The 26,708-nt window shown below is 65.6% G+C and carries 24 protein-coding genes and 3 pseudogenes; 14 read left to right on the top strand and 13 right to left on the bottom strand.

The window, feature by feature from the left end; genetic code table 11:
* Positions 1-307: 307 nt before the first annotated feature.
* On the top strand, positions 308-1,510 hold the full coding sequence (xopE, locus tag F7R02_RS19690) for a XopE/AvrPphe family type III secretion system effector (protein ID WP_078590305.1): 1,203 nt from the start codon (positions 308-310) through the stop codon (positions 1,508-1,510).
* 308 nt (positions 1,511-1,818) lie between these two features.
* Here xopE and F7R02_RS19695 read toward each other — a convergent pair whose 3' ends face one another.
* Positions 1,819-2,235 carry a hypothetical protein gene (locus F7R02_RS19695; RefSeq protein WP_167521068.1) on the bottom strand — a complete coding sequence of 139 codons (417 nt, stop codon included), beginning with the start codon at positions 2,233-2,235 and terminating at the stop codon, positions 1,819-1,821.
* 165 nt (positions 2,236-2,400) lie between these two features.
* On the opposite strand from F7R02_RS19695, the pseudogene F7R02_RS19700 reads away from it, so the two are divergent.
* Positions 2,401-3,242 (top strand): annotated as a pseudogene (locus tag F7R02_RS19700) (DUF2884 family protein).
* Between the two features lie 248 nt (positions 3,243-3,490).
* Here F7R02_RS19700 and F7R02_RS19705 read toward each other — a convergent pair.
* The 5 genes from F7R02_RS19705 to F7R02_RS19730 all read right to left on the bottom strand — a co-directional run bounded on the left by F7R02_RS19705 (position 3,491) and on the right by F7R02_RS19730 (position 7,669).
* Complete coding sequence (locus tag F7R02_RS19705) at positions 3,491-4,192, bottom strand: alpha/beta fold hydrolase (RefSeq protein WP_078590307.1); 702 nt, start codon at positions 4,190-4,192, stop codon at positions 3,491-3,493.
* A gap of 279 nt (positions 4,193-4,471) precedes the next feature.
* A complete protein-coding gene (locus tag F7R02_RS19715; RefSeq protein ID WP_005928471.1) occupies positions 4,472-4,900 on the bottom strand; it encodes an organic hydroperoxide resistance protein in 429 nt (142 codons plus the stop codon).
* Positions 4,901-4,999: 99 nt separating this feature from the next.
* A complete protein-coding gene (locus tag F7R02_RS19720) occupies positions 5,000-5,461 on the bottom strand; it encodes a MarR family winged helix-turn-helix transcriptional regulator (protein ID WP_003488684.1) in 462 nt (153 codons plus the stop codon).
* Positions 5,462-5,833: 372 nt separating this feature from the next.
* Positions 5,834-6,928 carry a cell division protein ZapE gene (gene zapE, locus F7R02_RS19725; RefSeq protein WP_033485836.1) on the bottom strand — a complete coding sequence of 365 codons (1,095 nt, stop codon included), beginning with the start codon at positions 6,926-6,928 and terminating at the stop codon, positions 5,834-5,836.
* A 78-nt stretch (positions 6,929-7,006) separates the two neighbouring features.
* On the bottom strand, positions 7,007-7,669 hold the full coding sequence (locus F7R02_RS19730) for an alpha/beta hydrolase (RefSeq protein WP_003488689.1): 663 nt from the start codon (positions 7,667-7,669) through the stop codon (positions 7,007-7,009).
* Between the two features lie 66 nt (positions 7,670-7,735).
* Between F7R02_RS19730 and F7R02_RS19735 the strand changes: the two genes are divergently transcribed.
* The gene (locus tag F7R02_RS19735; RefSeq protein WP_078590308.1) at positions 7,736-8,611 is read left to right on the top strand and encodes an EamA family transporter; all 876 of its coding nucleotides are present in this window, start codon (positions 7,736-7,738) and stop codon (positions 8,609-8,611) included.
* A gap of 98 nt (positions 8,612-8,709) precedes the next feature.
* Positions 8,710-9,942: a type III secretion system effector protein XopR gene (xopR, locus tag F7R02_RS27305; RefSeq protein ID WP_276526729.1), complete on the top strand. Its 1,233-nt coding sequence runs from the start codon at positions 8,710-8,712 to the stop codon at positions 9,940-9,942.
* 155 nt (positions 9,943-10,097) lie between these two features.
* Here the strand turns inward: xopR and F7R02_RS19745 are convergent, their stop codons facing one another.
* A complete protein-coding gene (locus tag F7R02_RS19745) occupies positions 10,098-11,423 on the bottom strand; it encodes a GTP-binding protein (protein ID WP_078590310.1) in 1,326 nt (441 codons plus the stop codon).
* A 52-nt stretch (positions 11,424-11,475) separates the two neighbouring features.
* Here F7R02_RS19745 and F7R02_RS19750 point away from each other — a divergent pair, with 52 nt between their 5' ends.
* Positions 11,476-11,871, top strand: coding sequence for a MerC family mercury resistance protein (locus F7R02_RS19750; RefSeq protein ID WP_015471602.1), 396 nt, complete (start codon positions 11,476-11,478; stop codon positions 11,869-11,871).
* Positions 11,872-11,973: 102 nt separating this feature from the next.
* Here F7R02_RS19750 and F7R02_RS27245 read toward each other — a convergent pair whose 3' ends face one another.
* The 3 genes from F7R02_RS27245 to F7R02_RS19765 form a co-directional block, all read right to left on the bottom strand.
* On the bottom strand, positions 11,974-12,099 hold the full coding sequence (locus tag F7R02_RS27245; RefSeq protein WP_268892710.1) for a hypothetical protein: 126 nt from the start codon (positions 12,097-12,099) through the stop codon (positions 11,974-11,976).
* A 49-nt stretch (positions 12,100-12,148) separates the two neighbouring features.
* On the bottom strand, positions 12,149-13,867 hold the full coding sequence (locus tag F7R02_RS19760; RefSeq protein WP_033485839.1) for an ExeM/NucH family extracellular endonuclease: 1,719 nt from the start codon (positions 13,865-13,867) through the stop codon (positions 12,149-12,151).
* 274 nt (positions 13,868-14,141) lie between these two features.
* Positions 14,142-14,660, bottom strand: coding sequence for a c-type cytochrome (locus tag F7R02_RS19765; RefSeq protein ID WP_005912306.1), 519 nt, complete (start codon positions 14,658-14,660; stop codon positions 14,142-14,144).
* Positions 14,661-14,942: 282 nt separating this feature from the next.
* On the opposite strand from F7R02_RS19765, the gene F7R02_RS19770 reads away from it, so the two are divergent.
* The 4 genes from F7R02_RS19770 (at position 14,943) to F7R02_RS19785 (ending at position 18,025) form a co-directional block, all read left to right on the top strand.
* Complete coding sequence (locus F7R02_RS19770; protein WP_003488705.1) at positions 14,943-15,587, top strand: DUF4198 domain-containing protein; 645 nt, start codon at positions 14,943-14,945, stop codon at positions 15,585-15,587.
* Between the two features lie 181 nt (positions 15,588-15,768).
* Positions 15,769-16,080, top strand: coding sequence for a DUF3649 domain-containing protein (locus tag F7R02_RS19775; protein ID WP_015462760.1), 312 nt, complete (start codon positions 15,769-15,771; stop codon positions 16,078-16,080).
* Positions 16,077-17,693: a PepSY-associated TM helix domain-containing protein gene (locus F7R02_RS19780; RefSeq protein ID WP_078589249.1), complete on the top strand. Its 1,617-nt coding sequence runs from the start codon at positions 16,077-16,079 to the stop codon at positions 17,691-17,693. The genes F7R02_RS19775 and F7R02_RS19780 overlap by 4 nt, the downstream gene beginning before the upstream one ends.
* Positions 17,690-18,025 (top strand): DUF3325 domain-containing protein, encoded by a 336-nt coding sequence (locus tag F7R02_RS19785; protein ID WP_078589251.1) that lies wholly within the window; start codon positions 17,690-17,692, stop codon positions 18,023-18,025. The genes F7R02_RS19780 and F7R02_RS19785 overlap by 4 nt, the downstream gene beginning before the upstream one ends.
* A gap of 318 nt (positions 18,026-18,343) precedes the next feature.
* Here the strand turns inward: F7R02_RS19785 and F7R02_RS19790 are convergent, their stop codons facing one another.
* From F7R02_RS19790 to F7R02_RS19800, 3 genes are all read right to left on the bottom strand, one after another.
* Positions 18,344-18,871, bottom strand: a complete 528-nt coding sequence (locus F7R02_RS19790) for an RES family NAD+ phosphorylase (protein WP_003488713.1) — start codon at positions 18,869-18,871, stop codon at positions 18,344-18,346.
* Positions 18,868-19,242 (bottom strand): hypothetical protein, encoded by a 375-nt coding sequence (locus tag F7R02_RS19795; protein WP_005912295.1) that lies wholly within the window; start codon positions 19,240-19,242, stop codon positions 18,868-18,870. The genes F7R02_RS19790 and F7R02_RS19795 overlap by 4 nt, the downstream gene beginning before the upstream one ends.
* An 86-nt stretch (positions 19,243-19,328) precedes the next feature.
* Positions 19,329-19,949 carry a TetR/AcrR family transcriptional regulator gene (locus tag F7R02_RS19800; RefSeq protein WP_005912293.1) on the bottom strand — a complete coding sequence of 207 codons (621 nt, stop codon included), beginning with the start codon at positions 19,947-19,949 and terminating at the stop codon, positions 19,329-19,331.
* Between the two features lie 126 nt (positions 19,950-20,075).
* Here F7R02_RS19800 and F7R02_RS19805 point away from each other — a divergent pair, with 126 nt between their 5' ends.
* From F7R02_RS19805 to F7R02_RS19825, 5 genes and pseudogenes are all read left to right on the top strand, one after another.
* A complete protein-coding gene (locus tag F7R02_RS19805; protein WP_005912291.1) occupies positions 20,076-21,239 on the top strand; it encodes an isovaleryl-CoA dehydrogenase in 1,164 nt (387 codons plus the stop codon).
* 10 nt (positions 21,240-21,249) lie between these two features.
* Entirely contained in the window at positions 21,250-22,860 is a 1,611-nt protein-coding gene (locus F7R02_RS19810) for a carboxyl transferase domain-containing protein (RefSeq protein ID WP_078567356.1), read from the top strand.
* Between the two features lie 232 nt (positions 22,861-23,092).
* A complete protein-coding gene (locus tag F7R02_RS19815; RefSeq protein WP_078589254.1) occupies positions 23,093-25,120 on the top strand; it encodes an acetyl/propionyl/methylcrotonyl-CoA carboxylase subunit alpha in 2,028 nt (675 codons plus the stop codon).
* Between the two features lie 99 nt (positions 25,121-25,219).
* Positions 25,220-26,368: pseudogene (locus tag F7R02_RS19820) on the top strand (TolB-like translocation protein); the annotation flags it as partial.
* Positions 26,369-26,435: 67 nt separating this feature from the next.
* Positions 26,436-26,693, top strand: a pseudogene (locus F7R02_RS19825) (transposase); the annotation flags it as partial.
* Positions 26,694-26,708: the final 15 nt, after the last annotated feature.

Genomic DNA, 26,708 nt, shown 5'->3' on the forward strand with positions numbered 1-26,708 from the left:
ATCTCGCGCCGGGTCTGCTTGCGCTTGCCCAGGCCCTCAGCGTCACCGAACGTCAGCTGCATAGATGATCCTCTACATGATGAGGCGGGTAGTGTCGCGTATCTGTGGTGCGTTGTTCAGAGCTTCCCTAGCGATAGTCGCCGCGCTCCTTGCACCCGCTCGCTCTTGCGATCTCCATTCCAAGGCGATGCGATGAGCGGGGCGCCAGCGCCAGTCATTCGTGATCCCACACATGACTTCGGTGAACCAACAACGTTCGCAGCGCTGCTTGCCAAACTTGACGCCAGGGTCATGATCGGAGAGCGACATGGGACTATGCGTTTCAAAGCCGGCGACGTCAGGGTCGAGCGTGGCAGCGTCACCTGAGCAACATCCAAACCCTGCCTCAGAGCAGGTTACCCCCCACACGCCTTCCGTTCCCGAGACGTCGGTGCCACCTAGCCTGCAGGGCTTGCTGACACGCTGCGTTCCCCGTGCGAGGCGGGGGCGTTCTGGGAAACCGACCCTGCAGCCGCACGAAGTCCAGCAGGCCGCCTACCAACTCGGAATGCGCCTCAGCGGCAGGCCCATCGAAGACGTTCGCGACCGTCAACGCCTGGCCGACGCCACGGCGACGGTGCACGAGACACGGCTGGCCTTGCACCATGGACGAGGCAATATCGAGAGCGATTTTCGGCTCAGCGATGGGCGCAGCTCCACCTGTAGTTACCTGTCTTACAGTTTCCTGTCTTACTGGCCCGGGAAACATGACATCGATTTGATGGCAGGTTGCGCGCTGGCTGTCAGCGCAGGCAATTGCGACCAAAACGCAGCGGTCAACACACGCCGGCATGCGGTCCGCATGGAAGGTGGCGGGCAGATAACGAACGTCTGTGACGAAGCGTGCGCCCATATGTATGCGCTGTACCAGCCCCCAGGCTCGGCAGAGGCGGATGACACGGCCGTCGTTCTCGACTCGTGGGCCGATGGTCCGGCGGTTCTACTCAGGGATTCGCGCTGGGCCGGAACATACCGCACATCCACGTATCCGATTGAGCGCTTCGACAAGCCGGGTGCAATCGATGCGCTGTCCAGGACCCGCGCATTGCAAGCCGAAATCGAGGATCCGCAAACCGAGTTCCATGCACATCTGCGCGGCGTGGAGAGGGTCGTTCGCACCCCGCCCGTACCTGGCGAGATCTATGCCTCGACGCCGGTCATCGCTCCCGACCTGGTCCAACGTACGCGTCAAAGGCTGCAAGAGTTATCGCCGCGGACGCGTAGGGCGCTGGCCGCCGATGCGGCGCGGCAAGCCTACGGCCTGGATGACGCACAGCCCATCTCGCCGCGCACGACGACAGCGATCCTGAAAGACGCAGCGCGCCTGGATGCCCTGGGTCGCCCGCCTTTGAGCTGGGCGCCAACTTCTCACACACGGCTGAAGCGTTTTGTCACCAGTGCCCGGACCAATGCAAGGCAGGCTTTCTGGTATCGAAGCGGGTGGCGCCCGCCTGTCACGGTGGCGAGATGAACGCCTCTTCGATCAGGCGAACAGCTGCCTATCGTTCAGCGGCACGCTGTCATCGGCCTGATGGGCTGATGGCGGCCCGCCGAACACCTTTGCTGCGCGATACGTTGTTGGGAGACGGCGGAATTCGGCTGCGCGGCACCGGCAACCTGTGCGCAAGACCGTGTCGTGATGCACGGCCCGTGTAGAAACCTCGGGTTGAAGATGATCCGGTAATGCTGCCCGGTGAGATGCGCCTTTGAACGGACGCGCAAGCGTCAGCTGTTACCCACGTGCAAGACACATAACCGCGAGGTGCGGACCGATCGCCGCTAGTTCAACGACCCGATCGCCATCGCCTGGCGGTCAATGCGGTGCTTTTCCGCAAGCGCCTGCATGCCTTGCAAGGTCGAAGCGATCAGGCTCGCGTAACGCAGCCGCCATAAGGTGGCGCGGTCGTTGTCGTCGTGCTTGCTGCCCAGGCCGTCGAGCACCTGCGGCAGACGGCGATCGGCAAGCGCAGATGCGGCCAGGTAGGGCTTTGCAGGAGCGATGACATCCACCGGCTCGCGCCAGTCGTTGGCCACCTGCCTTGCGATGCCGGCCAGGTGCGAAAGCTGGTGCATGCCGATCAGCGTCTCGTGCAGCATCTCGCGGCATGCCCATTGCCACAATGCCACCTTTTCCGATGGGTCCTGGGCAATCTCGGTAAGCGCCAGGTCTACCTTTTCGATGCGTGGGTCGAGCATTGTGCGGCTCCGATGCTGCTGTGCAACATAATTCACACCATCGGTCGTGAGAATCAAGTGAGCTAGTCGTTTGAATGCTGTCACTGTGCCGATGCTCGACCGGGTTCACGCTTCGCGACAAGCGTCTGCCATCGCGTGCACCACCGGCACCCTGACTTCCTGCCCATGGCGACGTCCTGCGCCGTGCGCAATGCTGCAGGCCCCGATTCCAGGGCCAGCCTCATGCGCAGTCCCGTGTTTCTCGCACCGTTGTGGCTGCTGGTGGCCTGCGCCGCGCAGGCCCAGACCACAGCCCCGCGGCTGTCCTCGCAGCGATGCGATGTCAGCACTTCCTACGACGTGCTGGCAGACACCGGCGGCATCTGGCTGCGCCGCAAGCAGGGCCTGCCGCGCGAGATCTTTTTCCACGGTGGCGAGCTCAACGTGGACCGCCAGCCGCAGCCGGTCAGCGCCGCCGACGCGCAACGCCTGCGCGAACTAGAGCAAGGCACGCGCGCGCTGATGCCGGCAGTGGCGTCGATCGCCCAGTCGGTGGTCGACATCACCTTCGATGCGCTGAACGGCGTGGTGCACGTGCTGTCCGGCAGCGCGCGCCAGCAGCGCAAGGTGGAGCAGCTACGCACAGCCGCACGAGCACAGGTCGATGGGAGCAAACGTTGTTCGACGAGCGCTTCGAAGCCAACGTCGAACAAGCCGCCGAAGCACTGGCCGGTAGCCTGACCCGCAGCGTGCTGTGGACGGTCATGACCGGGCGCACTGCACAGTTGGAGCGCCGCGGCACGGAACTGGACGGGCAGATGGAACAGCGGATGCAGGCGCGCAGCGATGCGCTGGAAGCACAGGCACAGACGCTGTGCACGCAGGCGCAGGCGCTGTACGGGGTGCAGCAGGCGCTGGACTATCGCTTCCAGGGCGAGCGGCTGCAGATGCTGGAACTCAACACGCATCAGCAGAAACACGATGCCGATGCAGCGGTGTCCAGCGCTGTGGCGACAGCCGCGCGTTGACTTCGCGCTGCAGCGCAAGCGGCCTTGCAGGCCAGATGGCAGCACAACGCCGGCTTCATAACGGCTCGCTGCGGCAGGATGGCCACCGTGACTGGGCACGACAGCTTGCATGCGTCAAGGCATGCATTGCATCGGCCGATGGCGCGCCGATCACCGCCCCCAACCGGCGGTTCAAAGCCTCGCGCACTGGCCGACGCCATCCTGCCGCATGGCCACGGCATGGCCGCCTCACCTCGGTGGTTACAGCGTCAGGCGAGCAGCCATTCCCGCAGTGCGTCCGACACCGCCTGCGGCTGCTCCAGTGGCGACAAATGGCCACACGCAGGCACCTGCACCAGACGCGCGTGTGCAGCTAGTGCGGCCATTTCCTCATGCAATGCAGGCGGAGTGATCGCATCGCCCTGGCCGCATAGCACCAGCAACGGACCGGGATAGGCGCGCAGCAACGCGCGGCCGTCTTCCCGCTGCAGCCGGTTCTGCCGCAGGAACACCTCCACGCCCAGGCGCTGGGTCATGTCACGCACCCGCTCCAGCAAGGCCTCGTCCTGCCAGCGCGAGGGATGCACGTAGTGGCGCAGCAGCCGCTCGCCGAACCCGTGGAAGGCATTGGCGCCACGCACGCTCGCTTCCTGCGCGCGCCGCTGCGCCGCACGCTCGGGCGGATCGGCACGTGCGGAAGTGTCCAGCAAGGCCAGCCGCTCCACACGCTCCGGCGCGATGCGCAGGATCTCCTGCGCGACGTAGCCGCCCAACGAAAATCCGGCCAATGCAAAACGCAGCGGCATCTGCGCCAGCAGCTGCATTGCCAGCGCACGCATGCTGTCGCCCTGGGTGATGTCGCCGACCACGCAATCGGCGAGGTCGGCCAACGCGACGCGCTGCGCTTGCCACAACTGCGCATCGTTGAGCAGGCCGGGGAGCAGCAACAAGGTGGGACGCGGTGCGCTCATGCGCAGTAAGGTCCGACCGGGGTCGCAGAAGCAGGTACCGTCATCGCAACAGTGTGCCGGGCAGCGACGCCCATCGCCAGCCCGGGCAGGCGCACCCTGACGTGGGCCGCATCGGCCGGTATGCCAAGGTCGATGCGCATGCCAGTCAGCGCTGGCACCGCGATGCCGATCGCCTGCGCTGTTCAGGGCAGCGCCGCCTGCTGCAACACAACGGCCCGACGCATGCGCCGGGCCGTTGCTGACTCCACCACGTGTTGCGCGTGGCGATGCTGGCGTGGATCAGGCCAGGGTCAGGGTGACGTCGATATTGCCGCGGGTCGCATTGGAGTACGGGCAGACCTGATGGGCCTTGTCGACCAGCGTCTGCAGTTCGGCCTTGTCCAGGCCCGGCACGGCGATACGCAGTTCCACCACGATGCCGAAGCCGCCCGGGATCTGGCCGATGCCGACGCTGCTGTCGATGCTCACTTCGCCCGGCAGCTTGAGCTTGTCCTGGGCGGCCACGGCCTTCATTGCGCCGATGAAGCAGGCAGCGTAGCCGGCTGCGAACAGCTGCTCGGGGTTGGTGCCGTCGCCGCCGGCGCCGCCGAGCTCGCGCGGGGTGGACAGCTTGGCGTCCAGCGCCTTGTCCGAGGACACGGCACGGCCTTCGCGGCCGCCGGTGGCAGTGGCGTGGGCGGTGTAGAGGACTTTTTCAGGTGAGGCCATGGTGGTTCTCCAGAGTGAGCGCTAGGGCGCATGAGGTTTCAATAGTTGACGATTGAATCGTGTACGACATGTTGCAAAACCGAGCGGCACGCCAGGAGCTCACCCGGCGCCAAGGCTGGAGCGTAGCTTCTCCAATTCCTGCTTGAGTTGACGCAGTTCGTCCAACGAACAGGCCGATGCACAAAACACCTGTTCCGGTACGGCGCCAGCCTTGCTGCGCAACGCACGGCCGGTCTCGGTCAGCGCGATGATGACCTGGCGCTCGTCGTTGGCCGCACGCGTACGGGTCACCAACCCGGCCGCCTGCAGGCGCTTGAGCAACGGTGTCAGCGTGGCCGAATCCAGATACAGGCGCTCGCCGATCTCCGACACGCTGCGTTCGTCGGTCTCCCACAGCACCAGCATGACCAGGTACTGCGGGTAGGTCAGGTCCAGCGCCTTCAGCAAGCCGCGGTAGAGCTTGTGCATCGCCAGGTTGGCCGAATACAACGCGAAGCACAGCTGGTTATCGAGCTGCAGCAGTGCATCGGTGCGGGCAGTGGTGGCTGTGGCGGTGTTCATGGATGCAATTTACATAGCACACGATCTAATTGCAAGCGATTTATTTACGGTGCCTGCTCGGCGTTTTTCCGTCGGGACTTTCGACTTGGACTGGCACTGCGACCTCGCAGTGGCGTTGCGGGAGCAGCGCTGGGGGGAGATGCCATAGCCGCCCGGGACATGGCGGCGGCACGTATCGCGATCGCCGGATACGCACGGCAGCGCCCGCGGCGCCTCATTGGATCCACGAAGGAATTGGAAAGACGCACCAGCAACAACGCCGACTATCGTCGTCAGCGATGTTGAGCGATCACTCTGCCGGCAGTGCAGTGCCACCACCGCACATGCACGGCAATGGCAATCGCACAGGTCCTCGCCTATCCGATGACCGGCTTACGCGCGATGCGCCGTTGCCAGATACTCCGCGCTCTGCATTTCGATCAGGCGCGAAGCGGTGCGCTCGAACGCACCGGCCAGGCGCTGGCCGCTGTACAAGGCCGGCGGCGCGTCCTGCGCGGTGCAGACCAGATTGACATGGCGGTCGTACAGCTCGTCGATCAGGTTGACGAAGCGGCGCGCGGCGTCTTCGTTCATGCGGTCGAAGTGCGGGATGCCGCCCAGCAACACGGTGGTGAACTCGCGCGCAATCTCGATGTAGTCGCTGGGACCGCGCGGGCCTTCGCAGAGCGCAGCAAAATCGAACCAGGCGATACTCTTGCCGCGTGCGCGCACCGGAATCTTGCGCGCCTCGATTTCGATATTGCCGGCGCGCGCTTCGGCGTTGCCGCTCAACTCGGCCCAACGCTGCGCAAGCCAATCATCGGCCTGCGCATCCAACGGCGCGCGATACACCGGCGAGCGCGTCAGCGCGCGCATGCGGTAATCCTCGGTGCCTTCCGCGTAAAGCTCCACGCAGAACTTTTGCAGCAACCCGATCGCCGGCATGAAACTGTCGCGCTGCAAGCCGTTGGCATAGAGGTTTTCCGGCGCGGTGTTGGACGTGGTCACCAGCGTCACGCCTTCGGCGAACAGGCGTTCAAGCAAGCGTGCCAGCAGCATCGCATCGCCGATATCGGTAACGAAGAATTCGTCCAGCACCAGCACGCGCAGGTTCTCGCGCCACTGTTGGGCGATGCGTGCCAGCGGATCGCTTTGACCGGCGTGCTCGCGCAACTGCTCGTGCACGCCGCGCATGAAACGGTGGAAGTGGGTGCGGTATTTCTGCTCGATCGGCAGGCCGTCGTAGAACAGATCGACCAGAAAGGTCTTGCCGCGCCCGACACCGCCCCAGAAGTACAAGCCGCGTACCGGCGCGGGCTTCTTCCAGAATGCCGACAGCCGGTCCAGCCAACCATCCTGCGCGCTGTCCACCAGCGCCTCGTGGATGCGGTCCAGCTCCGCCAGGGCCGCCTGCTGCGCAGGGTCGGCGCGCCAGTCGCCGCGTTGTACGCCGGCGGCGTAGCGCTGCGACGGGGTCATCTCACTCATTGCATTCTCCGCGGGCCGGCTGTCGCCAGGACCGCTCAACAGCGCATCGCCGGGCGATACGCGTGGGCCGTGCCGCGGTCAGACTGCGGCCGGCAACCAGCGCCGGACACCATGCTGGATCGCACCGCGCAGGTCGATCAATTTGCGGTGGAAGAAATGGCTGGTGTCGGGCATGCGCACCAGCTCGGGTTGCTGCTCCAGCGTTTCCAGCCAGTCGTAGACCGCTTGCGGGTCGACGATCTCGTCGGCATCGCCCTGGATCACCAACCATTGCGCCGGCGGCTGGATGTCGCTGAAATCCCAGCGCCCGGCCGGCGGCGCGATCGAGATCAGCACCTGCGGTTGGAGCGAGCCGGCGGCGCGCAACGCGACATACGCGCCGAAGCTGAAACCTCCCAACCACAAGGTGTGGCCTGGCTGCTGCGCACGCACCCACTCGGCAACCGCACGCAGATCGTCCTGCTCGCCAACCCCATGGTCGAATGCGCCGGCCGAATTGCCGACGCTGCGGAAATTGAAGCGCACCACGGTGATGCCCAGCTCGCGCAGTGCGCGCGCCGCCATGGTGACGACCTTGTTGTGCATGCTGCCGCCCTCGGTGGAGAGCGGATGGCAGAAGATGGCGGTGACCGCGTGCGCGGCAACATCCGGCTCGGGCAGATCGACCGCGACATCCAGTGGGCCAACCGGCCCTTCCAAGGTCAACGCAGCCGATTCGGTGGGGAATGAGGGATTGGACATGCCTGCATAATAGCCGCCCCGCCGGCCGCGTTCATCGCCCTGCCTGCACACTTCGTTGCGTTGCCCATGCATTTTCTGCTGTTTGCCGTTGTCTGCAGTGTCCTGGTGTCGGTGCTGTTGAAGCTTGCGCCACGCCACCGGATCGACGTGTTTCAGGCCATTACCTGGAACTACGCCACTGCCGCACTCCTGGCCTGGCTGATCCTGCATCCTGCGCTGGACACGCTGCGCTCCACGACCGCTCCCTGGGTGGCGTTGCTGCTGCTGGCCGTGGCGCTGCCCTCCATCTTCCTGGTGCTGGCGCGGTCGGTCGCGGTGGCCGGCATCGTACGTACCGATGTTGCGCAACGTTTGTCGTTGGTGCTTTCGTTGGCCGCAGCCTTCACCGTTTTCGGCGAACCGGTCAATGGCTGGAAACTGGCAGGGCTGGCGCTGGGCATGGTGGCCATCGCGTGCATCGTGCGACGCCCCCGTCAGCACGTGGCGACCGATCCGCTGCCGAGCACAACCGGCCTGCCCTGGCTGGTTGGCGTCTGGATGGGCTTTGTGCTCATCGACCTGTTGCTCAAGCACATCGCGCAGGCCGGGACACCATCGCTGACCTCGTTGACCTTGTGTTTTGCACTGGCCTTTTTGCTGATGCTTGGCGTGCAGAGCGTGCGTTGGGCACGTGGTGCACGCCCGAGCACCCGCAGCATGCTTGCCGGCGTGCTGTTGGGTGCGCTCAATTTCGGCAACATCCTCTGTTACGTACGTGCCCACCAGGTGCTGCCGCACAGCCCGGCGACCGTTTTTGCCAGCATGAATCTGGGCGTCGTCGTGTTGGGTGCACTGGTCGGCAAGTTGGGATTTGCCGAACGCCTGGGCCTGCGCGGCTGGTTGGGGCTGGCACTGGCCGCACCGGCCATCGCGGCGATCGCCTGGGGAATACGTCTGGGTTGAGGATCACGCGTTCGGCCTACGCGACGCCGGTTCGCCATCGGCCTTCCGCGCCGGTTGGCAGTCGCTAGCATGAGCGTGCATTCCCGTGGGAGTTTGTGATGCGCCTGACTTCGTTCTTTCGCAGCACTCATCCGGTTGCTCCGGAGCCGCTCAATCCGGCAACCAGCGACACGACGATGACCGCGGCGGCGCCGGCGCTGCACTCGCTGTCTCACGCGCCCAAGGCCGGCACCGCGCAGGGCGCGGCCAAATCGCGGCAAGGCATGCTGGCATCGGCGCGCAAGTCGCTTGCGACGCTACGCAAACAGTTGCCGTCGATGTGCATGGGAGCGCCAGCCACAAAAATAGCGCAGAGCCAGCCTGCGCTGGCCACACCCGCACCGAACGCTGCCAGGCGAGGCGAGAGCCAGCGCCCACCGGTATCGCAGGCTGGCGTCGATGCGCGATGGCAGGCGCCCGAGGCGATGCCTCCGCCGCGCAGTCGTGTGCCGATGCACACGGCAGCACCACCGCCGCAACCGCTGTCGGCGGCACGTGCGGCAGAACGCTTTCAGCAACGTCAGGGCGGCCCTGAGGAACTGCCGCAACAGCGCGTTCCAAGCTTAGCCAGGCGCGACTTAGCCAGACGCGATCAGGTATGGCAGCCGCAACAGCCAACGCGCCCCTCGCGGCCGGCACCGGCTGCGTCCCCGAAAGCGGCGACACCGGCTCCGCCCTCGCCGTCCAGGCGGCTACGCCCCGTGCGCATCATGAATCTGGAATTGGCCGCGCTCAACGAGCAGTGCCATCACATCGGCCGGTGCCTCTACGAAGAGCAACGCGCCCCTAGCCCGGAGGAGAGGGCAGTGTTCGAAACGCGTGCGGCCCTGATCGCCGAGCGCGACGCCGTGCGCGATCGGCAGCTCGATGGAATGTTGGCGGCGCTGGCGCCGTTGGAGAAGATCGCTGCGCCGAAGACCATCACGAGTTCACTGGCCATGAAACAACGGGAAGTGATGCAGTCCAATCGCCATGCGTTCGTTGAGTTCCGTCGCGAAAATATCGACATGACCAAGATGCAAGTGTATTTCGTACGCGCGCAGCGGCGCCTGGAGTCATTGAAGGAAAGCGGTGCTCCGTCCGACAAGATCCGGCGCCTGGAACGCATGATGCAGGGCTACACCAACGTGCTGGCACTGCGAGACATGGTCAGGCAAACCGACGAACAACTGCATCGCATGGGTGCGCCACGCTTGATGGACACCATCCCCACGACGGCGCAAGAGCGTGCGCTGTCCGAGCAGAGTGAGCGTGACGCCCATCAGGAGGCGATCGACAATGGTTATTACTGAGGATTGAACAGGTAATAGTTGCGCGCAAAGCATACGCGGACCGCCAGCGCCCGCGCAGGCCTCGGCGGTTGCCACTGACCTCAAACTGCAGTGTCGCCAGCTCGATGAGGCTGGCGATGGCGTCGACTTGCTTGGCAAGCAGCTGCAGTGCGCTGTTACCGCGCCCAGTGCGGGAACGGGTCGTCCAGCAGTTGCCATTGCGCCGGCCCTTGCCGTAGTTCCTGATCGCTGAGCAGGCACGCGTCCAGCGCAGCGCGTGTGCGCGATGCATCCATGTCCACGCCGATCACCGCCAGCTCCTGACGGCGATCGCCCCAGAGCGGATGCCACAGTCGCTGCATCGCGGCGTATTCGCTGGCATCGCCGACCTCGTGCGGTTGCGGCAGTGGCGCGGTCCAGCACTGCGTCTGTTGCCGCTGCCAGCCGATATCGGTGTAGGGCAGCGGCGTGATGCTGGTCTGCAGCGGCTGGCCGACTGCCTGCGCATCGACACGGTGGCGCGCAGCGAACCAGAACCCGGCCGCGCTGGTCTGGGTGGCGCCGCCCACGCTGGACAGTTCGCCCACCCAATCCATGCGGCTGGCCAGCCAGAAGAAGCCCTTGCTGCGGATCACCTGCGGCAAGCCGCTGTGCACCATGCGCGCGAAGCGCTGTGGATGGAATGGCCGGCGCGCGCGGTACACGAAGCTGCTGATGCCGTATTCCTCGGTCTCGGGGGTGTGCTGGCCACGCAGTTCCTGCATCCAGCCCGGCGCCAGCTGCGCACGGGTGAAATCGAAACGCCCGGTGTCCAGCAGCTGCTGCAGCGGCACTTGCCCGTGCGCGGCATCCACAATTGCCGCGTCGCGGTTGAGCGCACGCAGCACGGCGCGAAGGCGTTGCAGCTGCTGCGCGTCGCTGCGGTCGCACTTGCTGATCACCAGCACATCGGCGAACTCCACCTGTTCGCCCAGCAACTGCACCAGCCCGCGCGTGTCGTCCGGGCCGGCTTGCTGGCCCAGGTCGGCCAGCGTGGCAGCCGAGCCGAAATCCTCCAGGAAACGGCTGCCGTCCACCACCGTCACCATGGTGTCGAGCCGGGCGATGTCCGACAGGCTGAAACCATCGGCATCGCGCACCGCGAAGGTGGCCGCCACCGGCATCGGCTCGGCAATACCGGTCGATTCGATCAGCAGATAGTCGTAGCGGCCCTGCTCGGCCAGCCGCCGCACTTCCTGCAGCAAATCGTCGCGCAGCGTGCAGCAGATGCAGCCGTTACTGAATTCCACCAGCGTTTCTTCGGTGCGCCGCAACGCCGCGCCGCCCTCGCGAACCAGCTGCGCGTCGATGTTGACCTCGCTCATGTCGTTGACGATGACCGCCACCCGCAAGCCGTCGCGGTTGTGCAGGATGCGATTGAGCAAGGTGGTCTTGCCCGCACCCAGAAAGCCGGACAACACGGTGACGGGAAGGCGCGCATCGTGCTGGGGGGACAGAGACATCCTGAGAGCCTGGCAAGAGAGAAGTGTTACTATATAACACTTACTCGACCGGATGCTTCTGATGCGCGCCACCGCCTCCCTGCTTGACAGCTCGGCCATCGCCTTGTCCGGGTTGTGCCTGTTGCATTGCCTCGCCCTGCCGCTGCTGGCCGCCACGCTCCCGCTGCTGGGTGTCTGGAGCCGGGCCGAGTGGGTACATGTGGTGTTCGCCACAGCGGCAGTGCCGCTGAGCGGCTACGCGCTATGGAGCACGCACCGCCGGCACGCGCTGCCGGCGCCGGTCTGGGTGCTGGCGCTGTGCGGGCTGGCCGGTCTGGTTATTGGAGCGAGCGGTCTGGCCGGCGATGCGCTGGAGACACCGGTCACGGTCGCCGGCAGCCTGCTGCTGGCCAGCACGCATCTGCTCAATCTGCGGCTGCGTCGCCGACATGGGGCGTGCGCGAACTAGCGACCGGTCGGCATGCAGCGCCATTGCCGGAGCGGCGACCGGCGGGAAGTGAGGTGGTACACGCATCCGCCGGTCGATGCGCCCTGCTGGCGCTCGAACAGCTCAACGCACGCCGCGCACCGCGTCGGTGTCGGTGTCGGTGTCGGTGTCGGTGTCGGTGTCGGTGTCGGTGTCGGTGTCGGTGTCGGTGTCGGTGTCGGTGTCGGTGTCGGTGTCGGTGTGCAACATGCCCAGGCACGCGCACAGCGTGCCGCGTGCACTGTCATGATCGGCAGCGCTACAGCGAAAAACCCAGCAACACCGGGTCGTGATCGGAGCTGCGCCACGGCCCGGGCAGATTGCGCTTGGCGTAGCCGGCGGCATCCATGACATCCGCATTGACATGCCATTCGGCCGCGCCCCGCAGTTGCTTGGCCATCGCCGGGCTGAGCAGCGCATGGTCCAGCCGCCCGCTCAGGCCGTCGTAAACGTAGCTGTAGGGCTGCTTCACACCGGCCACTGCAAACGCGTCCTGCCAGCCGCTGGCGCGCAGGCTGCGCATCGGCGTTTCCATCGCATAGGCATTGAAGTCGCCCAGCAGCACGGCGAGTTTGGTCTGCGCACCGGTGGGGTCGGTCTGCAACCACTGGTGCAACCGCTTGGCCGATTCGGTACGGGTGGCATTCCAGCAGGCCTGGCCGTCCTGCTGATCGGCATCGGCCCCGCTGGCGTTGCCGCAGCCCTTGGACTTGAAGTGATTGGCGACCACCACGAAGGTGGCTCCACGCGCACTGCGGAACGCCTGCGCCAGCGGCACGCGACTGTGGTTCTCGAACGGCCCGCCGGTCAGCGTGGCCGGCCTGCCGACTGGGGTGACCTGCGAGCTGCGATAAATGATGCCGACCCGGATCGCATCGTCGCCCGGGCCGCTGCCGGTATCGACGAACTGCCAATCCTTGTCCTTGCCGGCAGCGTTGAGCGCGGCCACCAGTTGGGATACCGCCGCATCGGCGCCGTTGCCGTCGTTTTCCACTTCCATCAACGCAGCCACGTCGGCACCCAATGGCACGATGGTGGCGACCAACTTGGCCAGCTGCGCCTGGAATTGTTCGTGCGTGCGTGCGCCACGCTTGGTCGGGAAGCCACCGCCACGGCCATTGCCGTTGAAGAAATTCTCCAGGTTGAACGAGGCAATACGCAGATCGCCGCCCACCTGCGGCGCAACGGCTGTGGGCATCGCCGGCAAGGTCAGTGGGCCCAGCACCTGGATGCGGTAGTTGCCGTCGTAGCGTTGGTCGACGATGCCATCGACCGATTTGAGCAGGCTGCCGCTGCGCAACACCGGATCGGCCGGCAGATACGACACCGTCCTGGGGCTGCGGCCGTTGCGCGCGTCGTCCAGCAACACCTGGCGACGGGCGTTGTCGGCCTGCACCTGTGCGAAGGCCGGGGTGCCGGCAGCGGCGACCTCGCTCGGCTGCCACAGGCGTCCGCCGAACGCGGCGACCACCTCGCCGTACGTGTCCAGGCGGTCGCTGCCATTGAGCGTGAGCGAGGCGATACGCACGTGTTCGCCTTCCAGCGCTTCCCAGTTGGCCGGCGGCCCGCTGAGCATGCGCACCGGCACCGGCTGGCCGCTGGCCAGTCGCTCGATGCTGCTGGCGTCCACGGTGGTCAGGCTCGCCTCACCACCTGCCGAGACTTCGCGCACGGTGCCGACGATGCGCACGCGGTCGCCCACCGCCAGCTCGGCATTGCCGGCCCCGGTGACGAACAGGCCATGCGAGCGCCGCGGCTCGAAGCCGGGCTGCTGCACGAACAGGCCGGCCAGCCCCACGCGCGTATCAGCGGTGACGATTCCCTCCACCTCCACTACGCGGCCGTCGTACGGGCTGCGGCTGTCTTCGCCCTGCACGTCGGCAATCGAGAGCCGCTGCGCGGCACCATCGGCAGCGCTGCACAGCAACGGAGCCAACAGACCAACCAAACCGAGCACAACCAGCGGGCGAGGCGACATCGAACGACTCCAGTAAGTGAATCCAAACGCAAACGCCGCCCGGAAGGCGGCGCGTGATAACGAAAAGCGCAGAAACAGGCTAGCAAACCAGGGGGAATGACCGCCAGGCACGTGCGCTGCGCAACGGTGATGCGGCTATCGCGTGCACCAATGCAGTGCTGCAGCGCCTGCGCACGATCTGCCCGCGACGCGCTCCATGAGCAACGCAACGCAGGCGATAGGCTGTATCAGGCGCGAATCGCAGACCCATCTTCCCCGGCAACTTGCCAAGCCCTTACTTGAGGTTGCCCAGCATCCAATCGACGGTGGCCCGCACCTGCTCTTCGGTCAGTGCCGGGTTGCCGCCCTTGGGAGGCATGATGCCGCCATCCGGACCGGTATAGCCCTCGATCGCGTGCTTGTACAAGGTGTCCTTGCCCTGGGCGATGCGTGCATCCCAATGCGAATGGTCCAACGTGGGCGCCTTGCCGACACCGGTGGTGTGGCAGGCGGTGCACAGGTTGTTGAAGATGGTCTTGCCGTCGGTCGTACCGCCGTACGCAGACTGCGAGGCGGCCTTGGCCAGCGCGGCGGCCTGCGCTGCGGCCTGTGCGGACGCGCCAGTCGCACCGGCGTAGACCGCGCCGGCAGGCGCAATGCGTTGCAGCACGCGTTTGGCGGCGGTGGGCGAGACTTCGTCGGGGATGGCGCGTTGCAAATACGCTGCCAGGGCGATCAGGCCCAGGGTGATCACCACGAGTAAACCGATCACCATCGAGAATTTTTTCAGGAACTCGAGGTCGTAATTCCGCACGCGCTCACCCCTGGCTGTTGGTCGAAGACCTCTGCTAGCGCCGGAGTATAGAGCACACTTTGCGCCAGTCTGACCAGCCTGCATGACAGTTTTCGCAGCGATGGGCGCTGCACGCCCGATGGGCGGATGCTCCTGTCCGCGGGCACGCTCGCGCCGGCTGGCCAATTGCGGCAGCGCCGCATGCCGCGCATTGGTCTCCGTTGTGGGAATTGCGTATCATTCCCAACAACCACGGTGGCGCGGTTCTCGCCTCGCCGGTCCCGTCCTTGAGGAGTCGCCGCGATGAAATCCTTCCTGCTGTCCTGCCTGGCCTTGGCCAGCATCAGCCTGTCCGCCCAGGCCCACGAAATCTGGATCGAGCGCGACGGCAGCGGCCCGGTGCGCATCTTCTTCGGCGAGCCGGCGCAGGAAGCGCTGGACCACGGCCAAGACGAGATCAAGCGCGTGGTCAAACCAAGCGTGTTCGGCGCTGCCGGCAAGGCCGGCCCGCTGCAGCGCGGTACCGAGTTCCTGACCGCGCCACTGGCCGGCAGCGGCGATGCGTGGTTGAGCGACGACAGCGTGTTCGAGCCATGGAAGGGGGAAGCCGGCGGCTTCGAGACGGTGAGCTATTACGCACGCGCCGGCCGTACCACACCGGCTGCAAAGCTCGATTTCGAACTGGTCCCCACCGCTGCCAATAGCAATACGCTGACCGTGCTTTATCGCAACAAGCCACTGCCCAAGGTGGAAGTGACGGTGATCGACCCGCAGAAGTGGCAGAAGACGCTGACCTCCGATGCCAAGGGCCAGGTGACGCTACCTACCCTGCGTGCCGGCCGCCACATCCTGGTGGCCACCAACAAGGAACCGGTGAAGCGCGAGATCGCCGGCAAGCAGGTGTCGATGGTGCACCACATCAGCACGCTGACGTTCCTGGCCGAGTAAGCGTGGTCGGCACACCTCCCGCGCACTCATGGAACAGGCACCGCCGCTGCGTCGCGGCGATGCCTGGCTTGCGCGTCCCACGCCCCACGCGGTGGCCACATGCGTTTGCCGGCCCACCCGGCTTGGCAACGGTGCGCTGCGGTGTGGCAGGTGCGCCACGTCCATCGCGCGCGGTGGCGTGATGTCCAGCGCATCGCCCTTGCCGCTTGCCTGGTTCAGGCGCCCCTGGCTGGGGGTGCTTGCGCGCACGCTGGCAGCCATCTTCGGCGGCTACGCGCTGGCCAGCGCCACCAATCTGTTGTTGGCGCTGGTGTTGCCGATGCCGCGCAGTGAAGCGGTATTGAGCAGCATGCTGATCGGGATCGTAGTGTGCGCGTGTGCGCCGTTATGGGCCTTCGCCACCGCCAGCGTGTGGCGTGCCTGTGCCGGCATCGCGGTGCCGGCGACGCTGATGTTTGCGCTGGCCGCGTGGCTGCAACGGAGCGCGGCATGAAGCAGGGCTTTCGCCAGTCGATGGCGTGGCTGCATACCTGGACCGGGCTGCTGGTCGGCTGGGTCTTGCTGCTGATCTTCATGGGCGGCACGGCCAGTTATTACCGCGACGAAATCAGCCGCTGGATGCGCCCGGAGTTGCCCACCACCACGGTGAGCACCGCCACTGCGCTGCGCAGTGCCGAGCAGTATCTGCAGACACACGCAGCCGATGCAGTGAGCTGGAACATCACCTTGCCGGATGCGCGCACTCCGGTGGTGAGCATGTACTGGCAGAATCCCGCGCCCGCCGACGGCAAACCTGTCGATCGCCGGCAGATGTACGGCACGGCGATCATCGACCCGGCTACCGGCAAGGACATCGCCGCACGCGACACGCTGGGCGGCGAATTCTTTTATCGGCTGCATTTCGACCTGCATTACGTGCCGGTGATGTGGGCGCGCTACATCGTGGGGTTCTGCGCGATGTTCATGCTGGTGGCGATCATCAGCGGGGTGATTACGCACAAGAAGATCTTCAAGGACTTCTTTACCTTCCGCCCCGGCAAGGGGCTGCGGTCGTGGCTGGATTTCCACAACGTCAGCGCGGTGACCGCGTTGCCGTACCACGCGATGATTACCTACACCGGCATCGTGACCTTGATGTTCATGTACCTGCCGTGGGGTATCAAGGCGCGCTATGCCAGCGATGAAATGCGTTTCTACGACGAGGCGGCCAATCGGGTGGCCGATACGCGCAAGGCCGCCGGTGTACCGGCGCACATGCTGCCGCTGGAGCAGTTCGTGGCACGTGCGCGCAGCGATTGGCGTGGTGGCGAGGTGGGCAGCGTGGCGGTGTCACTGCCCAACGATGCGCATGCTGCCGTCGGGGTGAGCCGATTGGCCGACAACCTCTCCACTGACGTGCCTTCCATCCTGTTCGATGCCGTAAGTGGCGAGCGCCTGCAACGCAGCGGGCAACCGGGCGGTGCCAGCCAGACGCGCGGGGTGATGGTGGGTCTGCATCTGGCCCATTTCGCCGGGCCATGGCTGCGCGCGCTGTTCTTCGGCTCCGGCCTGCTGGGCTGCCTGATGGTGGCCAGCGGCGTGGTGATGTGGGCAGTGAAAGAACGCCCCAAGCATCTGAAAGCCGGGCGCATCGGCTTCGGCCTGCGCTTGGTGGACGCACTCAACATCGGCACCGTGGCCGGCTTGCCGATCGCCTTTGCCAGTTTCTTCTGGGCCAACCGCGTGTTGCCGGTGAGCCTGGATGCGCGCGCAGCGATGGAGGCCAATGTGTTTTTTGCTGCGTGGGCCACGGCGTTGCTGGCTGCATTCGTGTGGCCGCGGCGTGCGATGTGGAGCTGGCAGCTCTATCTGGGCGCGGCATTGTTCGCGCTGGTGCCGGTACTCAACGCAATCACCACCGATGTGCATCTGGGCGTGACGCTGCCGGCCAGGCAATGGGCACTGGCCGGTGTAGATCTGGTGTGCCTGTTCCTGGGCCTCTGCCTCGGGATCGCCGGCTTTCGCCTGCAGCGTTGGAAAGCGCCGCAGCCGGCTTCGGCGCGACGCGCGCGCGCTGCTGCCGCAACGCCTGCACAGCCAGCCGCGCCGCTCCAGGAAAGCGCATGAGCGTGCTGTTATTGCTGGCGTTGAATTTTTCCGGCTTTGCTGCCCTGTGCCTGGCGATGGACAAGCATCAGCAGGAGTTGCGCGGCCGCCTGCTGGGCACTACACGATCGCGCCAACTGCGTGTGTTGGGTTGGTTGCTGCTGTGTCTCACCTTCGCGTTGGCGGTGCATGCGCAGGGCTGGGGCATCGGCGCAGTGCTGTGGCTGGGCACGTTGACCGCCAGTGCGGCGGTGTTGTCGCTGTGGCTGCTGCCGTATCGGCGCGGGGCGATCCTGCCGGCCGCGGTGGCTGCGCCAGTGCTGGCGGGCGTGGTGCAGGTGCTGACTGGTTGAAGGTTGGTCGCGGCTAACCAGCTGTCTACTACGTGCGTTTGCATGCCTAACCGGCGGCAACGATCACGTAAAGAACACGAGCGACCGGCCGACGGGCTTGCCGAGCTGACGCGAGATGCGATCGACTTGATCATCAATCAACGGGTGCGCTGGTTCCGTCCGTCGTGTTTCTGGAGGGCGACCCGCGTCTTCTGCAGCGCGAGGCGTTGAGACCCTCCTCGCTACGCATTGCGTTATCGCCACACGTGCCGTGACGTTCGCGATACCGATGTCGAGTGACGCGCTGCACGTGGTGCGCGCACATCAACGCGTGCCCAGTCACACCACCGCCGGCGGATCGCCCCAACTGCGGCCATCGCGCGGCAGGCGGCCATCGTCGAGGACGCGGAGTACGCGCTCGGGCTGCAGCATGTCCAGAAACAGCACCACGTTGACGCCTTCGGGCCGCGCCATGCTGGGGAAGATCACGCCGGGGATCTCCGCTTCGCGCAACAGGTCGCCGAGCACCCAGCTCACCGGTTCGATCTTGTTGACCAGCGCCTTGCGCCAGTCGTCGGCCCAGTCGGCCCACACCGCATCCCAGCTGGCATCGAGCAGACGCAGATCGGCCAGTGCCGGAAGATCGGCGGCGTAACTGACCAGCGTCAACGGTGGCAGGAACGGGGCGGCCTGGGCATATTCGGACGCGGCGGTTTCCAGTTGCAGCGACAGATAGAGCGCCGGCTGGCCGAAGCGATTGAAGCGCCCGCCCGAGCGCGCCGCACCGGCACCGCTCAGTGGTTCGGCGGCCCAGCGCGGGGTAAAGGCGCGATAGAGCGTGCAGTGCGCCGGGGCGCTCAGCCTCAACCGGCGGACCCTGCGGCGACCGTGCGCAGATAGGTCAGCGCATCGTCGGTGCGCCCCTGCTTGACCACTTCCAGCAAGGTGGCGAACTCGAACGCGGGGATCGGCGTGTTCTTGAGATGGAACACTACCTGGCGCTCGTCCGGTTGCACCTGCGCCATCGCCACCAGCAGCCGCGACAGATTACGCAGCAAGTCTTGGACGCGCGGGCTTTCCGGGTGCACGCGCAGACTGTTGCGGTGCACGCCGGCCAGGTCGGCGAGTTCCTGTTGCGAAAGATCCAGCAGACTGGCCATGGCCGAGGGCGACAGGATGGTCCGGTCCGGCACACGCAGGCGTTCGGTCAAGGCCAGTGGATTGAGAACGGCGACCATCGCACGGCTCCGGCAAGGCAGGTGCACAGTATATGCACAGTCGGCTGCATCCGGGAGGCACATCCTTATGTGCGGTCAGTGCACTGTCAGCTGCTCGTTTGCGCCGCCCCCACTGCGCGCAGACAGAAGCCGCAGATCGCTTCGACCAGTTGCTCGCCCTGTTGCGGGTCGCCACGGCTGGGAGCGATCGGCCCCACCAAGGCCTCGGTAAACGCGCCGACGATGCAGGCAGCCGCGGCGTCCAGCGACTGCTGCGGAAACTCCCCGGCCGCCACGCCTTCGGCAAGCAGCTGGCGAAACACCTCACCGAACAGGCGGCGGCCGCGGATGCGCTCGGCGTCGACCTCGCTCTCCACCGGCTCGGCGATGAAGGCGTATGCCAGCGCCGGCCCGGCCAGCGCCCGTCGTACGAAGGTGGCGATCGCGCTACGCAAGCGCTCGGCTGCGCTGGCCTGGGTGGCGGCGATGGCACGCAGGATGGCCATTTCACGCTGCACCGCCTCGCTTAGAACTTCCACGAAAAGTTCGGCTTTTGACGGGAAATGTCGATAAATCTGCCCGGTCGATACGCCCGCGGCCGCGGCCACCGCGGTGACCGGTGCATTGCGGTAGCCGCCTTCGGCGATCAGGACGCGGGCCGCGTGCAGGATCCGTTCGCGGTTGCCGGCCAAGCGTTCTTCCATCAGGGCGGAGCGTCGATAAGCCATGGTGTGATTCTTGGTTCAATAGTTGAATTTTAGTTCACTTTTTTATTGCGGGCCGCTAGTCTGGCCGTATTCGCCGCGCGGTCCGCCCGCTCCCCCGGCACACCCGGATCCCTGTGGAGTTGTTGCATGCATGTGCCGTCCTTGAACTTCGAGCTTGGCGAAGAGATCGACCTGCTGCGCGAAAGCGTGGCCGCCTTCGCCAGCCACCATATCGCTCCGCTGGCCGCGGCAGCCGACCACGATAACGTGTTCCCCGCCCAGCTATGGCGCCTGCTCGGCGAACAAGGCCTGCTCGGCCTGACCGTAGAAGACGCGTACGGCGGCAGCGGCATGGGCTATCTGGCGCATGTGGTGGCGATGGAAGAGATTTCGCGTGCTGGCGGTGCGATCGGGTTGTCGTATGGCGCGCACTCCAATCTGTGCCTGAACCAGCTGCGCAAGAACGCCAGCCACGCGCAGAAGCAGCGCTACCTGCCCAAGCTATGCAGCGGCGAGCATGTGGGCGCGCTGGCGATGAGCGAGGCCGGCTCCGGCTCGGATGTGGTGTCGATGAAGCTGCGCGCCGATGCGCGCGGCGACCGCTTTGTGCTCAACGGCAGCAAGATGTGGATCACCAACGGCCCGGATGCCGATGTGCTGGTGGTGTACGCCAAGACCGACCCGGACGCCGGCGCGCGCGGCATCACCGCTTTCATCGTCGAAAAGGGCATGCCGGGCTTTTCCACCGCGCAGAAGCTCGACAAGCTGGGCATGCGCGGCTCCAACACCTGCGAGCTGGTGTTCACCGATTGCGAAGTACCGGCCGAAAACGTGCTCGGCACGCTCAACGGCGGCGTACGCGTACTGATGTCCGGGCTGGATTTCGAACGCGTGGTGCTGGCCGGCGGCCCGCTCGGGCTGATGGCCGCAGCGATGGATGTGGTGCTGCCGTATGTGCACGAGCGCAAGCAGTTCGGCGAGCCGATCGGCACCTTCCAGTTGATGCAGGCCAAGCTGGCCGACATGTATGTGGGGCTCAATGCCTGCCGCGCGTATGTGTATGCGGTGGCGCGCGCCTGCGATGCCGGGCGCACCACCCGCCAGGACGCAGCCGGCGCCATTCTTTACGCCGCCGAGAAGGCAACCTGGCTGACCGGCCAGGCCATCCAGGTGCTGGGCGGCAACGGCTACATCAACGACTACCCCACCGGACGCCTGTGGCGCGATGCCAAGTTGTACGAAATTGGCGCGGGCACTTCGGAGATTCGCCGCATGCTGATCGGCCGCGAATTGTTCGAACGCACCGCCTGACGGAGCCACCATGAGCGTGATCGATAGCCAGCTGCAGGTCAGCGGCGAGACTTTTCAACACAACGCTGCCGCGATGCGCGCGGTGATCGACGACCTGCGCCGCACCCTCGCCCAGACCGCCCGTGGCGGCAGCGACGCCGCACGCGCCAAGCACACGGCACGCGGCAAGCTGCTGGCGCGCGAGCGCATCGACGCACTTCTGGATCGGGGCAGCGCCCTGCTGGAAATCGCGCCCCTGGCCGCCCATGGCATGTACGACGACCAGGTCCCGTGCGCAGGCGTGGTGGCCGGCATCGGCCGCGTGTCCGGCGTGGAATGCATGATCGTCGCCAACGATGCCACCGTCAAAGGCGGCACCTATTACCCGATGACGGTGAAGAAGCATTTGCGCGCGCAGGAGATCGCGCAGCAAAACCGGCTGCCGTGCATCTATCTGGTCGATTCCGGCGGTGCATTCCTGCCGTTGCAGGACGAAGTGTTTCCGGACCGCGACCACTTCGGGCGCATCTTCTACAACCAGGCCAATCTGTCCGCCCAAGGCATCCCGCAGATTGCATGTGTGATGGGATCGTGCACCGCTGGCGGCGCCTATGTGCCGGCAATGAGCGATGAAACGGTGATCGTGCGCGAGCAAGGCACCATCTTCCTGGGCGGCCCGCCGCTGGTGAAGGCCGCCACCGGCGAAGAAGTCAGTGCTGAAGACCTGGGCGGCGCCGATGTGCATACGCGCATCTCCGGTGTGGCCGATCATTTTGCCGACAACGACCTGCAGGCGCTGGCGCGCGTGCGCGCCATCATCGCGCAGCTCAACTGGCGCAAACCTGCCGCGTCGTTGGCGCTGCAGGCACCATTGCCGCCACGCTATGCCGCCGACGAACTGTACGGCGTGATTCCTGCCGACACGCGCAAACCGTTCGATGTACGCGAAGTGATTGCGCGCGTCGTCGACGATTCGCGCCTGGACGAATTCAAACCGCGCTATGGCAGCACGCTGGTCACCGGGTTTGCGCACCTGCATGGCTACCCGGTCGGCATCATTGCCAACAACGGCATCCTGTTTTCCGAGTCCGCGCTCAAGGGTGCGCATTTCATCGAGCTGTGCACGCAGCGCGGCATTCCGCTGGTGTTTCTGCAGAACATCACCGGCTTCATGGTCGGGCGCAAATACGAACATGGCGGCATCGCCAAGGACGGCGCCAAGCTGGTGATGGCGGTGGCCTGCGCCAAGGTGCCCAAGTTCACCGTGGTGATCGGCGGCTCGTTCGGTGCGGGCAACTACGGCATGTGCGGGCGCGCGTATTCGCCGAACTTCTTGTGGATGTGGCCGAACGCGCGCATCGGCGTGATGGGCGGCGAACAGGCGGCCAGTGTGTTGGCCACCGTGCGTCGCGATGGTATCGAAGCCAAGGGCGGTACGTGGTCGGGCGAAGACGAGGAGACGTTCAAGGCGCCGATCCGCGCGCAATTCGAGCAGCAAGGCCATCCGTATTACGCCAGTGCTCGGCTCTGGGACGATGGCATCATCGACCCGGCCGATACGCGCCGCGTGCTGGGCCTGGGATTGTCGGCGGCCTTAAACGCGCCGATCGAACCCACGCGCTTTGGTGTGTTTCGCATGTGAGGTCATTTGGCGCACTGCAGCCGCAATGCTGCGGTGCCCGTGCTGGTGTGCAGGCTGGAGTGAGGTTCTGTCGTATGCGTGCCGGCAATCGTGGACGTTTGTGCAGGTGGCTTGCAGCCACACAACGCCATGTGACGACCAACCTGCTTGCGCTCGATGTCCGTGTGCAACAGCAAGCTGTTTATCTTCGTAAGACGACCCGCCGCTACGGCGACGTGCAGAGACTGATCCGATGACCCAGCGCGACCCTATCGCCGCAGCAACGCAAGCGCCCTTCGACAAGATCCTGATCGCCAATCGCGGCGAGATCGCCTGCCGGGTCATCGCCACCTGCCGCGCCCTGGGCATTGCGACGGTGGCGGTGTACTCGGATGCAGACCGCAATGCACGGCATGTGCGCATGGCGGACGAGGCAGTGCATATCGGCGCCGCCCCCGCGCAGCAGAGCTATCTGCGTGGCGAAGCGATCCTGCAAGCGGCACGCGCCACCGGTGCGCAGGCGATCCATCCCGGTTATGGCTTCCTGTCGGAAAGCGCGGCATTTGCCGAGGCCTGCGCACATGCTGGCATCGTCTTCATCGGCCCGCCGGCAGCGGCGATCCGCGCGATGGGCGACAAGAGTGCGGCCAAGGCACTGATGCAACGGGCCGGCGTGCCGCTGACGCCGGGTTACCACGGTGACGAACAGGCGCCGGCATTCTTGCGTGCGCAAGCCGATGCAATCGGCTACCCGGTGTTGATCAAGGCCAGTGCTGGCGGTGGCGGCAAGGGCATGCGCCGTGTGGATGCCAGCGCAGCGTTCGACGACGCATTGGCCAGTTGCCAGCGTGAGGCGCAGTCGGCATTCGGCAGTGCGCACGTGCTGGTGGAAAAATATGTCCAACGGCCGCGGCACATCGAAATCCAGGTGTTCGGCGATACGCATGGCGAGGTGGTGTACCTATTCGAACGCGACTGCTCGGTGCAGCGCCGCCACCAGAAGGTGCTGGAAGAAGCGCCCGCGCCCGGCATGAACGAGGCCAGGCGCGCCGCGATGGGCAGGGCGGCGGTGGATGCGGCGCAGGCGGTGGGCTACGTGGGTGCCGGTACCGTGGAATTCATCGCCGGCCCGGACGGCGATTTCTATTTCATGGAAATGAACACCCGTCTGCAGGTGGAGCACCCGGTGACCGAATTGATCACCGGCACCGATCTGGTCGAGTGGCAATTGCGGGTCGCCGCAGGCGCGCGCTTGCCGCGCAGGCAGCACGAGCTGCGCATCCACGGGCATGCGCTGGAAGCGCGCCTGTACGCCGAAGATGCCGAGCGTGGCTTTCTACCCTCCACCGGCACGCTGCGTCAGTTGCAGATGCCTGCTGCCAGTGCGCATGTGCGTGTGGATGCGGGCGTAGAGCAAGGCGACACCATCAGCCCTTATTACGACCCGATGATCGCCAAGCTGATCGTCTGGGATACCGATCGCCCGGCCGCATTGGCACGCATGCGCGCGGCGTTGGCGAAATTCCATGCGGTCGGTGTCACCACCAACAGTGCATTTCTGTCGCGCCTGATCGCGACCGACTCGTTCGCGTCGGCGAATCTGGACACCGCTTTAATCGAGCGCGAACACGCCGTACTGTTCCCAGAGGCGCGCAGCCCCGACAACGCCTGGTGGTGCCTGGCAGCGGTGTTGATCGCCGATGCATTGCCGGCAGTGGCCGTTGATCCGGCCGATCCGCATTCGCCGTGGCAGCACACGGATGGTTGGCGCATCGGTGCGCATGCAGCGCAGCGCATCGTCCTGGAAGCGAACGGCGAGCGCCGCCAACTCGCTGTGCGCCCGGATGCCGATGGCTGGCAAGTCACCAACGCAGACCAGATGCATACCTTGCGCTACCACCGGCACGAGACGGGCTTGCGTGTGGAGATGGACGGCCGGCAATGGCGTGCACAGGTGTTGCGCGACGGCGCCACGCTGACCCTGATCGGGGCCAGGCAACGGGCCGTCTTCCGTCACCACGATGCACTGGCAGAAGCCGACCAGCCTACCCAGGAGGCCGGCGGACTGACCGCACCGATGCCCGGGCGCATCGTGTCCCTGCCCGCAACAGTGGGCCAGCCGGTCGCCCGTGGGCAGGCACTGGTGGTGCTGGAAGCGATGAAAATGGAGCACACCCTGCACGCGCCCAGCGATGGCACCGTGCAGGCGTACCTGGTGGCTGAGGGCGATCTGGTGGACGACGGTGCGGCGCTGGTGGAATTTGTGTCCGCGTCTGCGTAGCGGCGCATGGCAGGGTGACCAACGGCACGTTCGCCTGCGCGCACGCTGCCGCTAGCGTGGCAAATCGGCCGGCTCGGCCGCCTTGCCACCGGAGTCCCCATGCAACGCCTGCTTCTTGTTTCCAGCATGCTGCTCGCGCTGTCTGCGTGCAGCGACAAACCTGCGCCCGCTCCCGAGAAAGCGGCAGCGCCTGCACCGGCTGCCACAGCGCCCGCGGCGCCGCCTGCGCTGATCACCCGCGATGCGCTGTTCGGCAATCCCGAGCGGGCCAATGTCAGCATCAGTCCGGACGGCAAGTACCTCAGCTGGGTGGCGCCGCTGGAGGGCGTGCTCAATGTCTGGGTGGCGCCGGTGGATGCGCCCGACCAAGCGCGCGCCATCACCAAGGACACCGCACGCGGCATTCGCAATTACTTCTGGACCTATCGACCCAATACCTTGTTGTATCTGCGCGACAACGGTGGCGATGAAGATTTTCACCTGTTTTCAGTCAATTTGACTGACGGCAGCAGCAAAGATCTCACCCCGTTCAAGAAAACCAATGCCGAGGTGTATCGGGTCAGCGCACAGCATCCCGAGTCGATCATGGTCGGCATGAACGACCGCGATGCCAAGTGGCACGACCTGTATCGCGTGGACCTGGCCTCCGGCAAGCGCACGCTGGTGCAGAAGAACTCCGACAGCCTGGATGCGTACCTGCTCGATGGCGGCTACCAGCTGCGCTACGCCACGCGCGCCACCGACGACGCCGGCAGGGAGTTGCTGGTGCCCGATGGCGACGGCTGGAAGAGCGTGGACCGCATTCCGTTCGAGGATGTCACCAACACCGCACCGGAGGGCCTGACCGAGGATGGCAAGACGCTGTACATGCAGGATTCGCGCAACCGCGATACCGCAGCGCTGTATGCCATCGACACGGCCAGCAACACACGCACGCTGCTGTTCGAAAACCCGCGCGCCGACGTCGGCGCCACCTTGAACGACCCCAAGACCGGGGCGGTGCAGGCGGTGTCCACCGACTACCTGCGCGAAGAATGGAAGCCGCTGGACAACGGCATTGCCGCGGATCTGCAGAAACTCAAATCCCTTGGCGGCGGCGATGCCAGCGTGGCTGCGCGCACGCTCGACGACCGCATCTGGATCGTGGGCTATTCCGCGGCATAAACCCCGCTCACCTACTACCGCTACGATCGCGCCGATGGCGGGAAGCTGACCAAGCTGTTCTCCGCACGGCCCGCACTGGAGGGCGACGTCCACCCAATTTTGAGTAGCGCCTCAGTTTGGAGTCCAATTCCCTACCCCGAGGAGATTGGACGTGAAGAAACGTTTTACTGACGAGCAGGTCATCGGCTTTCTGCGCGAAGCCGAAAGCGGCGTGGCGATCAAGGACCTGTGCCGGCGCCATGGCTTCAGCGAGGCCTCGTACTACCTGTGGCGCAGCAAATTCTGCGGGATGAGCGTGCCCGATGCCAAACGGCTCAAGGACCTTGAGGCCGAGAACACGCGATTGAAGAAGTTGCTGGCCGAGCAGGTGTTCGAGAACGACCTGATCAAGGATGCGTTGCGAAAAAAGTGGTGAGCGCACCGG

Source organism: Xanthomonas cissicola (assembly GCF_008801575.1).
GTDB lineage: Bacteria > Pseudomonadota > Gammaproteobacteria > Xanthomonadales > Xanthomonadaceae > Xanthomonas > Xanthomonas cissicola.